Here is a 13552-nt window from a genome sequence, read left to right as displayed (position 1 = left end):
GTCGGACGGCCGGCCTGCGCGCGTCAGACGCGCTCCTGCTCCGGCATCAGTTTCGGTTCGTGCTGCGGCTGCGGCTGCGGTTCGGGCCGGACCACAGCGGCGGGGGGTACGGGCCGCCGGCCCGGGAGCGGGGTGTTCAGCCGGAGCTCCTCCACCGCGCCGCGCAGCTTCTTGGCGAGCACCTTGCCCAGTGGCCGCTCGACGACCCGGTGGATGGCGTAGGCCAGCAGCATCATCGCGACCGCCGTCAGGGCCACCAGGACGAGCGCCGGGATCCGGCCCCTGAACTCGTGGATGATGACGAAGCCGATGTTCTCGTGGACGAGGTAGAGCGGGTAGGTCAGCGCGCCCGCCGTGGTCAGCCAGCGCCACTGCATCCAGTTGAACGCCCCGAGCGCGATCAGGGCCATCAGGACGAAGGCGACCCCGATGATCAGTCGGCCCGGCCAGGCCGGAGGGCCGCTGTCGCCGGACACGGCATCGGGCAGCCGCAGGACCAGCGAGTGCTGGGCCAGCAGGAACGAGACGCCGACGATGCCCCAGAGCGCCGCGGTGGGCTTGAAGCGGTGCATCAGGTAGAAGGCGATGCCCGCCACGAAGTAGGGCGAGTACAGCGGCATCGCCCACATGTCGAGCAGCTGGCCGAAGGCCGAGGCGGGGACCTTGTTGCCGGCGGCCGCGACGGAGGCGACTCCCGCGACCGTCCACAGAGCGCAGAACAGGACGCACTTGCGGTACGTGACGCCGCCCGCCACCACGAGCGCGAACAGCAGGTAGAACTTGAGCTCGATGAACAGGGTCCAGTAGACGTCGTCGACGTGCCTCACGCCGAGACCCTTCTGGAGCATCGTCAGGTTCGTCAGCACCTCGTCCAGGGTCCGGTCACCGCGGACCTCCGGCCAGTGGTTGACCACGAGGGTCGTGAGGATGATCGCGGCCCAGTAGGCGGGGAAGAGCCGCGATATTCGGGACACCGCGAAGTCACCGAGGTGCCGGCCCCACGTGCTCATGCAGATGACGAAACCGCTGATCAGGAAGAAGACCTCGACGCCGAGCCAGCCGTACTGGCTGATGTCGTGCAGGGTCGGGAAGATCGTCCGGGGGTCGTGCCCCCACCCGCCCCAGAGCACGGTGTAGTGGTACAGGACCACCATCAGAGCGGCGACCAGTCGCAGACCGTCCAGGATGTACAGCCTGGGACGGGCGCGCCCCTCGGCGGGCCTGCGGATGCCCCGCATGCCTCTTGTGGAGGACATCATGTGGTTCTTCCCTCGACTGCCCCGTGATCGGGATCGGATCATCGGCCGAAAGGATGACCGGCGCTCGACCACGATGGTTGACAGCCGAGAATAACCGGTCGGTTTCCGGCTCCGGCCACGGCCCCGGATGGGGGCTCCGCGGCGCGGCTCCCCGTGGGAAGGGGCCTTGCGCGGGGCGACGAGTTTCGCCGCCGTACGGAAAGCGTCCGCTAAAGGTGGGAATTTCCGACCATACCGGGCCTTCTCAGATCGCTTCCTTGCGCGTCAGGAAGTTGAAGGAGATCCATCCCGGCAGCACCGGCAGCCAGAACGTCATCAGACGGAACATCAGCACCGCGGCGCCCGCCACCTGCCCGTCAAGTCCCGCCGCGATCAGGCCCAGCGTCAGCGTGGCCTCCACCGCTCCGATGCCGCCCGGCGTGGGGGCGGCCGAGCCCAGGGCGTTGCCGGCCAGGAAGACCACGGCGATGCTCGCGTAGCTGATGGCCTCGCCGCCGCCGAAGGCGCGGATCGAGGCGTCCAGGCACATCACGAAGCAGCCCGTCAGCAGCAGCATCCCGCCGATGCCGGTCAGCAGCTTCTGCGGCCGCTGGAGCACGTCCAGCATGCGCGGGACCACTCCCGCGAACAGGGCCCGCACCCGGGTCGCCACGAACTTGCGCAGGAAGGGCACGGCCGTGACCACGAGCACCAGCACGGCCACCGTCAGCAGACCGGCGATGACCGTCCTCGACGGGGTCATCTCGGGGGTCTTCTCGGTCCCCGTCAGATAGCCGAAGGACAGCAGCAGCAGGATGTGGCTCGCCAGCCCGAAGAGCTGCGAGGCGCCCACGCTGGCCACCGCGAGTCCGGGCCGGATGCCCGCCCGCTGGAGGAACCGGGTGTTCAGCGCGACCCCGCCGACCGCGGCCGGAGCCACCAGCTTCACGAAGGATCCGGCGACCTGGGCCAGTACGGTCCGCAGGAACGGCACCCGCTCGGGTACGAAGCCCAGCAGGCTCATCGCCGCCGCGAAGTAGCTGAGCGCGGAGAAGGCGAGCGCCACCCCGACCCAGCCCCACTGCGCCTTGCCGATGAGGTCCCCGAAATTGACGTGCGTGATCTGGGTCAGCAGGAAGTACGCGCCGATCGCTCCCGCGATGAAGGACACCAGCGTGCGCGGCCGGATCCGCTCCAGCCGGGCCGGCTCCACCGGTGCCTGCGGACGGATCAGCAGCACCTGCTGGCGGATCTGGCTCAGCAGATCCTCCTCGCGGGCCCCGTCGAGCGCGTCGTCCAGGGCCCTCTTCTCGGCCTTCTTCTCGGCGGTGGAGCGCGCGCCGGCCGGCCCGGAGGCGGCTTCCCGCGCCGCCTTCGCCGCCCGCGAGGACTCCAGTACGGCTTCCCGCTCGCGGTCCGCCCGCTCCCGCGCCAGCTTGCGCAGCGTCGCCCGCGTGGAGCGGCTCAGCGCGATCGGCTGGAGCAGCGGCAGACAGTCCGCCACCGCGTCCGGGCCGAGCACCGACACCGCCGAGGCGACCGAGCGCTCGGCGCCGACGCGCAGGCCGAGGGTGGTGAGCAGCTGCGCGATGTCCATGCGCAGCACGAGGTCGCCGGCCGCGATCTCGCCGCCGCGCAGGTCGGTCAGGGTGATGGTGGCCCCGGCGGGGTCGTCGCCGCTGCCGCTGCCGGAACGATCCACCACGAGGGCGTCCCCGGTCAGCCGCCGGTGCGCGATCCGCCGGGACTGCAGGGCCCGTACCTGCTGCCAGGCGTTGCGGGTCAGCTCGTCGGTGATCTCCTCGTCGGCCAGCGAGTCCAGGCTCCGGCCGCCCAGGTGCTCGTAGACGAGCATCACGGCGTCCGGACCCAGCTCGGAGGTGGCGATGAGCTTGGGCGCGTTGGCTCCGGCGGCGATGGCCGCGTACGCGAGCAGCGCCTCCTGCTCCAGCGCCTGGCGCAGGGACTGCAGACTGCGCCGGGTGGTGATCCCGCGCAGCGTGAGGCGGCGCCAGACCCGGTAGTAGAAGCCCTGGGCCTGCTGCTCCCGGTCCACGACGGTGACGTCGAGGGGCGGGCCGTCCTCCAGGGTGACGTGGTAGCGCCGCCCGCGGTCGCTGACCTCGGTGCTGTCGGGACCCTCCGGGGACTCGGCGCGCATCGCGCTGACCGGCTGGAAGCCGACCCGGCGCAGTCCCGCGAGCAGGTTCTGCCCGGTGGGGCGGACGTTCGGCGAGCCGACCGCGTACAGGGTTCCGTACGCGACGCTCCAGCCGATCAGCACGGTCAGGATGATCGAGAAGGGGGTGGTGTAGCCGCCGACCAGCATCGCGAAGGCGTCCAGCAGCAGGACCACCCACAGGGCGACCCGCCAGCGCGGGCGCCGGGTCATCCCGACGGCGGTCATGTACGCGATCACGGGCGCGAGGTAGCCGTGCACCGGATCGGTGAGGGCCCCGTCGGCCATGGTGGGACGGGTGAGGGCCTCCTGGATGGTCGCGGGCGCGGCCTGGGAGACCCAGAGGTCGGTGGCGAGGGTGACCCCGTGCGCGAGGACGGCGGCGAGCACGCCGTCGGCGATGCGCAGTCCGTCGCGCTTGATCAGCCGCTCGATGGCGAAGGCCACCGGGACGAGGAGCACGGCGATGCTGGACACCAGCCCGGCGACCTTGATCAGCACGTCGGGCGCCTGGCCCGTGCCGTTGCTGATGTCGGCTTCCAGACCCGCGGTGGTGCCGTGGGCGAAGGCGGCGATGGCGAGGACGACGGCGATGCCGAGGATCCCGACGAGGAGGCGCACCAGGTCGGAGGGGCGGTGCACGCGGGCGGCGAGCAGCGGCTCGTCGACCTCGACCTGGTCGGCGGCCGTCGGGGTGTGGCCGTGCGGGGTCTCGTCGTCCTCGGGGGCCGGGGCGGGGACCAGGGCGTCGGCCGGGGCCTGGGCCTTGGCGTTGGCCTGGGCCTTGGTGTTGGCGTTGGCCTGAGGCGGAGCCGGCGGCAGGTCCGCGTGCATGTCCTCGGGGCCCTGTGGCGGGCCTTCGTCTGGGCGCGCGCCGTCGTTCGCCGTCGCGCCGTCCGGAGGACTCACACCCTGCTCCTTTCCCGTCACTTCCGTCTCTTCTTGATCACGTATCACGCGTCACCGCCCGGAAGATGGTGGCACGGACCGACGGCCGCGGGGGGCAGCAGGGTGCGAGCCGGTCCGGAACACCGGCTTCCACGCGCTTGCCGCTCCCTTGTCGGTCCGGTGCGGCACCATGGGCCGAATGAGCGAAGAGCTGCCGGCGTACGCGGAGCGGGTGCTGGAGGCGGCGGAGCGGATTCCGCCCGGCCGGGTGATGACGTACGGGGACATCGCGGAGTGGCTCGGCGAGGGCGGGCCCCGTCAAGTGGGCCGCGTCATGGCGCTGTACGGCGGAGCCGTGCCCTGGTGGCGCGTGGTGCGGGCGGACGGCCGTCCGCTGCCCGGCAGCGAGCGGCGGGCGCTGGAGAACTACCGGGCCGAGGCCACCCCGCTGCGGCTCACCGGCGACGGCGAACCGCGGCTCGACATGCGGCGGGCCCGCTGGGACGGGGACGGCGGGGACACGGCGCGGGACGAAGGTCACATGTGACAGCTTCGGCCATGTGCGGCCCGGAGGGGTGGTCGAAGGGACGTGCGAAGCCCCGTACGGGGGACGCGTGGGACCGGATGGCAGTGAGGGCGGGAGCGGGGGCCGGAGCGAGGGCCGGTGCGAGGACGGGAGCCCCGGGGAAACTGCGCCCGGCGCGCGCCTTGCCGTAGCGTTGCACCTTCGGCTTCGGCCAAGGCTTCGGCCACCGCCCGGGCCGCCACCATCACCACGGCAGCAACCGCTGCGGCAGCGACCGCCGCAACGGCAGACCCACCAGGACCGGCACCCCACGTGAACTCCTCTTCCTCCGACGGCCACCGCTCCGAGCGGCGGCGTACGCGGACCCCGGACGCGTACCGCCTGGTGCGTACCGGCGCGGAACGGGTGGATCCCCCTGTGCTGGACGCAGCGCAGCGGGCGGTGGTTGAGCACACCGGCGGACCGCTGCTGGTCCTGGCCGGACCGGGCACCGGAAAGACGACCACGCTGGTGGAAGCGGTCGCTGCCCGCGTCGAAGCCGGAGCCGACCCGGCCCGCGTCCTGATCCTCACCTTCAGCCGCAAGGCCGCGGTGGAACTGCGCGACCGGACCGCCCTGCGGCTCGGCGGGGCGCGCGCCCCGCAGGCCACCACCTTCCACTCCTTCTGTTACGGACTGGTCCGCTCCCACCAGGACGCCGAACTGTTCGCGGACCCGCTGCGCCTCCTCTCCGGCCCGGAGCAGGACGTCATGGTCCGCACCCTGCTCGAAGGCCAGCGCCGGATCCGCTCGATCCGCTGGCCGGACGACCTGCGGGCCGCACTGACCACGCGCGGCTTCGCGGACGAGGTCCGTGCGGTGCTCGCCCGCGCCCGCGAGCTGGGCCTGGGCCCGGCGGCCCTCTCCGACTTCGCGACCCGCCTCGGCCGCCCGGACTGGAAGGCGGCGGCGGCCTTCCTCTCCGAGTACCTGGACGTCCTGGACCTCCAGGGCACCCTGGACTACGCGGAACTCCTCCACCGCGCGGTCCTCCTGGCGGAGCGCACCCCGTCGCTCTCTTCCCTGTACGACGTGATCTACGTGGACGAGTACCAGGACACGGACGCCTCGCAGCTGCGCCTGCTGCGCGCACTGGCCGGCCCCTCCGGCCGGCTGACCGCCTTCGGCGACCCCGACCAGTCGATCTACGCCTTCCGCGGCGCGGACATCAACAACATCCTGGACTTCGAGACCTCCTTCCCGGGAGCGCAGGTCCATGCCCTCACCACCTCCCGCCGCTCGTCCGCGGTCCTCCTGACCGCCACCCGCCACCTGACCACCCGCATGCAGGTGCCGCGCCTGCCCTCGGCGGCGGTACGGGCCCACCGCGCGCTCGCGTCGACCCGCGAGGGCGGCCGGGTCGAGGTGTTCACCTACCCCACGGCCGGCGCGGAACTGGACAACATCGCCGACATCCTGCGCCGGGCCCACCTGGAGGAGGGCGTGCCGTGGCAGGACATGGCCGTCCTGGTCCGCGCGGGCGGCCGCACCCTGCCGCAGATGCGCCGCGCCCTGATCGCGGCGGGAGTCCCGGCCGAAACGGACGGCACGGACGCCCCCCTCCGCCACGAACCGGCGATAGCCCCCCTCCTCACGGCCCTACGCACCCTCGCGCAATCCACACCCCCGCCGCCCCCATCCGCCCTGCCGGGCTTGCGGCCCACTGCCGCCGACGGAGCCGGCACCGGCCTGCCGGGCTTGGGGCCCACTGCCGCCGACGGAGCCGGCACCGGCCTGCCGGGCTTGGGGCCCACTGCCGCCGACGGAGCCGGCACCGGCCTGCCGGGCTTGGGGCCCACTGCCGCCGACGGAGCCGACACCGGCCTGCCGGGTTTGCGGCCCACTGCCGCCGACGGAGCCGACACCGGCCTGCCGGGCTTGCGGCCCACTGCCGCCGGCGAAGCCGACACCGCCTTGCCCGGCTTGCAGCCCACCGCCGCCGCCGAGCCTTCGGGCCCGGCTGTGCCCGGCTTCGCCGGTGCCCGGGCCGGGGCTGAGAGCGAGCTGCCCGACGGAGTCGAGGCCGCTTCCGGGGCCGCGGGCGCCGCTGTGAGCGACCTTGCTCGCGACTCGGGGGTCGGCGGGCGGGCAACTTCCCCCGCCGCCGAAGGTGGCACCGAGCCTTCCGGCCCGGCTGTTCCCGGCTCCGCCGGTGCCCCGGCCGGGGCGGGAGTGCCCTCCGACGGAGTCGAGGCAGCTTCCGGGGCCGCAGGCGCCGGTGTGGGCGAGCTTGCTCGCAACTTCGGGGCGGGCGGGCGGGAGACCTCCCCCGCCGACGAAGCCGGCACCGGCCGGCCTGCCGCCGCCGAAGCCGGCGCCGGCCTGGCCGGCCCCGCGGCCGAGCCCGACGCAGTGGATGGTGCGCAGGCCGATGGGGTCGGCGGAGCCGCCGCAGGCGAAGGGTGGATCGGGGTCGAGGCCGCGCTCGTGCTGCTGTCCTCGCCGCTCGGCGGGATGGACGCCGCCGACCTGCGCCGACTCGGCCGCGCCCTGCGCGACGAGGAGCGGGCCGCCGGAGCCCGCACACCCGCGCCCTCCGACGTACTCCTCGCCCGAGCCCTCGCGGAGCCCGAGCGGCTCGTCGCCCACGACCCCGCCTACGCCCGCGGAGCGCAACGCCTCGGCCTGCTGCTGCGCAAGGCCCGCGAGCTCCTCGCCGGCGGCGGCACCGCCGAAGAGGTGCTGTGGACCCTCTGGGACGGCACCCCCTGGCCGCAGCGCCTCGAACGCAGCGCCCGCCGCGGCGGCCCCGCCGGCCGCAACGCCGACCGCGACCTCGACGCCGTCTGCGCGCTCTTCGACACGGCCGCCCGCGCGGAGGAACGTACCGGCGGCCGCGGCGCCCTCAACTTCCTCGAACAGCTCGAAGCCGAGGACATCGCCGGAGACACCCTCACCCCCCGCGCCACCCGCCGCGAAGCCGTCCGCCTCATGACCGCGCACCGCTCCAAGGGCCTGGAGTGGGGACTCGTCGTCGTCGCGGGCGTGCAGGAGGGCCTCTGGCCGGACCTGCGCCGCCGCGGCTCCCTCCTCGAAGCCGACCGCATCGGCCGGGACGGCCTCGCCGAACCCCTCACCCCCGGCGCGCTCCTCGCCGAGGAGCGCCGCCTCTTCTACGTCGCCGCGACCCGCGCCCGCGACCGCCTCGTCGTCACCGCCGTCAAGGCCCCCGCCGAGGACGGCGACCAGCCCTCCCGCCTCCTCGCCGAGCTCGGCGTACCCGTCAAGGACGTCACCGGCCGCCCCCGCCGCCCCCTCGCCGTCCCCGCGCTCGTCGCGGAACTCCGCTCCACGACCGTCGACCCCGACGCCTCGCCCGCCCTGCGCGACGCCGCCGCCCGCCGGCTCGCCCGGCTTGCCGTGCTCACCGACGACGAGGACCGCCCGCTCGTCCCCGCCGCGCACCCGCAGCGCTGGTGGGGGCTGTACGAGCCCACCCGCAGCAGCGTCCCGCTGCGCGACCGGGACCACCCCGTGGCCCTGTCCGGCTCCGCGCTGGAGCAGCTCGCCAACACCTGCTCCCTCCAGTGGTTCCTGGGCCGCGAGGTCAAGGCCGACGCCCCCTCCACCGCCGCCCAGGGCTTCGGCAACGTCGTCCACGTCCTCGCCGACGAGGTCGCCTCCGGCCGCACCCCCGCCGACCTCGCCGTCCTCATGGAACGCCTCGACTCCGTCTGGGACTCGCTCGCCTTCGACGCCCCCTGGAAGTCCCGCCAGGAGAAGGACAACGCCCGCGCCGCCCTGGAGCGCTTCCTGCGCTGGCACACCACCGACCGCGGGGGCCGAGCGGCCGTGGCCACCGAGCACGACTTCGACGTCACCCTGGAAGCGGGGGAGTACGCCGTCCGGGTGCGCGGATCCATGGACCGCGTCGAGGCGGACGCCCAGGGCCGCGCGTACGTCGTCGACTTCAAGACCGGCAAGTCCGCGCCCACCGCCAAGGAGGTCGAACGCCACCCGCAGCTCGCCGTGTACCAGCTCGCGGTGCGCGAGGGCGCCGTCGACGAGGTCTTCGACGGACTGCGCCCCGCACCGGGCGGCGCCGAACTCGTGCAGCTGCGCCAGGGCGCGGCCCAGCGCGACGGCGGGGACACGGTGCCCAAGATCCAGGCGCAGCAGGCCCTGGAGGGCGGCGCCCCCGGCGAATGGGTCGGCGACCTGCTCGCCACCGCGGCCGGCCGGGTCCTCGACGAGCGCTTCGCGCCCGTCCTGGGCAAGCACTGCGACCACTGCTCCTTCCGCGCCTCGTGCAGCGCCCGCCCGGAGGGCCGCCAGACGGTGGAGTAGGCCGCGCGGCGGCCACGGGGCCGACCGGTGCCACGGCCGGCGCGGCGGGGACTGTCGGTGCGTGCGGCTAGCCTTTTTACGTGTCCGCGCGTCCGTCCGTCCCGCCGTCCCCGCAGCCTGCCCCGCCCGCCACAGCGCCGCGGGCAGCGGCCCTCACCGATCCCGAGCAGCTCAAGGAGCTCCTGGGGATCCCCTTCACGCCCGAACAGATGGCCTGCGTCACCGCCCCGCCCGCCCCGCAGGTCATCGTGGCCGGAGCCGGCTCCGGCAAGACCACCGTCATGGCCGCCCGCGTGGTCTGGCTGGTCGGCACCGGCGCCGTCGCACCCGAGCAGGTCCTCGGGCTGACCTTCACCAACAAGGCCGCCGGCGAGCTCGCCGAGCGGGTACGGACCGCCCTCGCGCGGGCCGGGATCACCGATCCGGACCCCTCCCCGGCCGAGGCCGACACCGCGGGCGGCGAGCCGCGCATCTCCACGTACCACGCCTTCGCCGGACAGCTCCTCAAGGACCACGGCCTGCGCATCGGGCTGGAGCCCAGCGCCCGGCTGCTCGCCGACGCCACCCGCTTCCAGCTCGCCGCCCGCGTCCTGCGCGAGGCCCCCGGGCCCTACCCGGCCCTCACCAAATCCGTTCCCGACCTGGTCAGCGACCTGCTCGCGCTCGACGGGGAGCTCTCCGAACACCTCGTAACGCCGGAGCGGCTGCGTGCGTACGACACGGAGCTGCTCTCCGCCCTCGCGGACGTCAAGCTCAGCAACGAGGACCTGCGCAAGGTTCCCGAGGCGATCCGAGGCCGCCTGGAGCTCCTGGAGCTCGTCTCCCGCTACCGCGCCGCCAAACACTCCCGCGACCTCCTGGACTTCGGCGATCAGATAGCCCTCTCCGCGCAGCTCGCCACCACCCGGCCCGAGGTCGGGGTCCTGCTGCGCGAGGAGTTCCGCGTCGTCCTGCTCGACGAGTACCAGGACACCTCGGTCGCGCAGCGGCTGCTGCTGTCCGGGCTGTTCGGCGGCGGCACCGGGCACGCGGTGACCGCCGTCGGCGACCCCTGCCAGGCCATCTACGGCTGGCGCGGCGCCTCCGTGGCCAACCTCGACGACTTCCCCGAGCACTTCCCGTACGCCGACGGCAGCCCCGCCACCCGCTTCTCCCTCAGCGAGAACCGGCGCAGCGGCGGCCGCCTCCTGGACCTGGCCAACGACCTCGCCACCCCGCTGCGCGCCATGCACGAGGGGGTCGAGGCCCTGCGCCCCGCACCGGGCGCGGAGCGCGACGGCTCCGTCCGGTGCGCCCTGCTGGAGACCCACGCCCAGGAGCTCGACTGGATCGGGGACTCCATCGCGCACCTGGTCCGTACGGGCACGGAACCGCGCGAGATCGCCGTACTGTGCCGCTCGGGCGGGGACTTCGCGCGGATCCAGGCGGTCCTCGTCGAGCGGGACGTCCCGGTGGAAGTGGTCGGCCTGTCCGGCCTGCTCCACCTCCCGGAGGTCGCCGACCTCGTCGCCGTCTGCGAGGTCCTCCAGGACCCGGGAGCCAACGCCGCGCTCGTCCGGCTGCTCATCGGGCCGCGCTGGCGGATCGGCGCCCGCGACCTGGCCCTGCTGGGCCGCCGCGCCCGCACCCTGATCTCACGCTCCTCCTCTTCCTCCGACGACGACCGCCTCGCGGCGGCGGTGGAGGGCGTGGACCCGGCGGAGATCGTGTCGCTGGCCGACGCCCTGGAAACCTTCCTGGACGGCGCGGGCCAGTCCGCCCCCGACCAGCTGCCCTTCTCCGCCGCAGCCCGGGTCCGCTTCGCGCACCTCGCCCAGGAACTCCGCGACCTGCGGCGTTCCCTCGCGGACCCGCTGATGGACGTCCTGCACCGGGTCCTGTCGGCGACCGGCCTCGACGTGGAGCTGGCCTCGTCCCCGCACGCGCTGGCGGCCCGCCGCCGGGAGACCCTGTCGAGCTTCATGGACGTGGCGGCCGGCTTCGCCTCCCTGGACGGCGAAGCCTCCCTCCTGGCCTTCCTGGCCTTCCTGCGCACGGCGGCCCAGTACGAGAAGGGCCTGGACCACGCCCTCCCGGGCGGCGAGAACACGGTCAAGGTCCTGACGGCCCACAAGTCCAAGGGCCTGGAATGGGACGTGGTGGTGGTCCCCGACCTCTCCGCGGGCTCGTTCCCGAAGGAGAAGGCCCCGGAGGCCTGGACCTCGTACGCGAAGGTCCTCCCGTACGCCCTGCGCGGGGACGCGCCGACCCTCCCGCCCACCCCGGAATGGACCTCGCCGGGCCTGCGCGCCTTCAAGTCGGCCCTCAAGTCCCACAAGGCCGTCGAGGAACTCCGCCTCGGCTACGTCACCTTCACCCGCCCGCGCTCGCTCCTCCTGGCCTCGGGCCACTGGTGGGGCCCGACCCAGAAGAAGCCCCGCGGCCCGTCCTCCTTCCTCACCGCCCTGTACGAACACTGCGCCGCGGGCCACGGCGAGATCGAAGCCTGGGCCGACGCCCCCGCCCCGGACGCGGAAAACCCGTCCCTGTCCACGGACTCCACCCCGGACCACTCCTGGCCCCTCCCCCTGGACCCCGCCTCCCTCACCCTGCGCCGCGAAGCAGCCGCCCTGGTCGAGTCCTACCTCCACCCGACGCGCCATGCCGCCGCGAACAACCCGGAGGACCGCTCCCCCCAGCCCCTCCCAACCTCCCCGGAGGACCCCTACCTCTGGCCCCCGCACTGCGAAGACCCCGCCTACGACGAGGAGCCCCCGTGGCCGGACCCGTCCGACACCCCCGAGACCACGACCGTCCCCTGGCCGGACCCGGTCCACGGAGCCGCAGCGGCGGACGCCCGGCGGCGGGACCGGACCGGCGAGCCTGAGGCCACGGCCGTCCCGAGGCCGGACCCGGTCGACGAGTCCGAGGGCACGGCCCTCCCGTGGCAGGCCCCGTCCGGCGGAGCCACAGCGGCGGACGGCCCGCAGCCGCACCCGGCTGACGAACCGACCGCAGCGGACGCGGGCCGGCCGCAGGCCGGGGCAGGCCGGGGCACGGCCGTGCCCGCCGCCGCAGGCGGAACCCCGCAGGGGGTCCGGGGCACAGCCCCGGTTTCGGGAAGGGGCGGGGTGGGGGAAGAAGAAGCCCCCCCGACCCCCGACGCCCCGTGGCCGCCGCACACCGACGCGCCCGTACCCCACCCGCACCCGGCCGCGCCCGATGCCGACGACCTGTGGCCGGAGGCCGAGGACCTGACCGGAGCCCGGCCGCGCCCGCGCCCGTCCGCACCCGGCGACGATGACCTGTGGCCGGAGGCCGACGACGTGGCCCACACCCGGCCGCGCCCGCGCCCGTCCGCGCCCGGCGACGACGACCTGTGGCCGGAGGCCGACGACGTGGCCCACACCCGGCCGCGCCCGCGCCCGTCCGCGCCCGGCGACGACGACCTGTGGCCGGAGGCCGACGACCTGGCCCACACCCGCCCGCGCCCGCGCCCGTCCGCGCCCGGCGACGACGACCTGTGGCCGGAGGCCGACGACCTGTGGCCGCAGGACGAGGCCGAGCCCAGGGCCGGTGACCGGGCCCAGGCCAGGCCCCGCCCCGCGACACCCGGCTCCGGTGACGACTCGTGGCAAGCGGCCGGCCCCGGCCCCCTCACCCCCGAGGACGCGAGGGCCATCGCCTCCTGGGACCGCGACCTCGACGCCCTGGAGGGCGAACTCCGCCGCGCCCGCGAGGCCGTCCGCGACGTGGAGCTCCCCTCCGCGCTCTCCGCCAGCCAACTGCTCCGCCTCGCCTCCGACGAGCAGGGCTTCGTACGCGACCTTGCCCGCCCCATGCCCAAGCCCCCGCAGCCCGCCGCCCGCCAGGGCACCCGGTTCCACGCCTGGGTGGAGTCCCGCTTCGAGGAGCTCCCGCTGCCCCACCTCGACGTCCTCGACCCCCTCACGGACCTCCCCGGAGCCCAGCCCCCAGGAGGGGACGGTTCCGACCAGGACATCGCCGACGAGGCGGACCTCGACTCCCTCAAGGCGGCCTTCGAGCGGAGCGCGTACGCCGACCGGACCCCGTACCGCATGGAGGTCCCGGTCCAGATCACCCTCGCCGGCCGGGTGATCCGGGGCCGGATCGACGCCGTGTACCGCAACGAGGAAGACGGCGGCTACGAGATCGTCGACTGGAAGACCGGCCGCACCACCGAGGCCGACCCCCTCCAGCTGGCCGTCTACCGCCTGGCCTGGGCGGAGGCCACGAACACCCCCCTCGCCGAGGTCGCGGCAGTGTTCCTGCACGTCCGCAGCGGCCGCGTGATCCGCCCCCGGAACCTCCCCGGCCGCGCGCGTCTTGAGCAGATCCTCCAAGGCAAAACGGACACGGAAAGTGACCATCGAACGGAAGGCTAGGCTCGGGGGC

The 13552-nt window shown here is 74.5% G+C and carries 5 protein-coding genes; 3 read left to right on the top strand and 2 right to left on the bottom strand.

Annotated elements, in window-relative coordinates; translation table 11 throughout:
• Positions 1-23: 23 nt before the first annotated feature.
• Both OG276_RS12040 and OG276_RS12035 read right to left on the bottom strand, forming a co-directional pair.
• Positions 24-1256, bottom strand: a complete 1233-nt coding sequence (locus OG276_RS12040) for an acyltransferase (RefSeq protein ID WP_266904740.1) — start codon at positions 1254-1256, stop codon at positions 24-26.
• A 247-nt stretch (positions 1257-1503) separates the two neighbouring features.
• Positions 1504-4251 carry a lysylphosphatidylglycerol synthase transmembrane domain-containing protein gene (locus OG276_RS12035; protein ID WP_266912726.1) on the bottom strand — a complete coding sequence of 916 codons (2748 nt, stop codon included), beginning with the start codon at positions 4249-4251 and terminating at the stop codon, positions 1504-1506.
• Positions 4252-4495: 244 nt separating this feature from the next.
• Between OG276_RS12035 and OG276_RS12030 the strand changes: the two genes are divergently transcribed.
• From OG276_RS12030 to OG276_RS12020, 3 genes are all read left to right on the top strand, one after another.
• Positions 4496-4852 carry an MGMT family protein gene (locus OG276_RS12030; protein WP_284716292.1) on the top strand — a complete coding sequence of 119 codons (357 nt, stop codon included), beginning with the start codon at positions 4496-4498 and terminating at the stop codon, positions 4850-4852.
• A gap of 291 nt (positions 4853-5143) precedes the next feature.
• On the top strand, positions 5144-9157 hold the full coding sequence (locus OG276_RS12025) for a UvrD-helicase domain-containing protein (RefSeq protein ID WP_266904737.1): 4014 nt from the start codon (positions 5144-5146) through the stop codon (positions 9155-9157).
• A 182-nt stretch (positions 9158-9339) separates the two neighbouring features.
• Positions 9340-13542, top strand: coding sequence for a UvrD-helicase domain-containing protein (locus OG276_RS12020; RefSeq protein ID WP_266912724.1), 4203 nt, complete (start codon positions 9340-9342; stop codon positions 13540-13542).
• The last annotated feature ends 10 nt before the right edge of the window (positions 13543-13552 follow it).

Origin of the sequence: Streptomyces sp. NBC_00086 (assembly GCF_026343255.1) — a bacterium.
Taxonomy (GTDB): Bacteria; Actinomycetota; Actinomycetes; order Streptomycetales; family Streptomycetaceae; genus Streptomyces.
The sequence above is the reverse complement of the archived record's forward strand: the minus strand, read 5'-3'. Positions and strand labels throughout refer to the sequence as shown.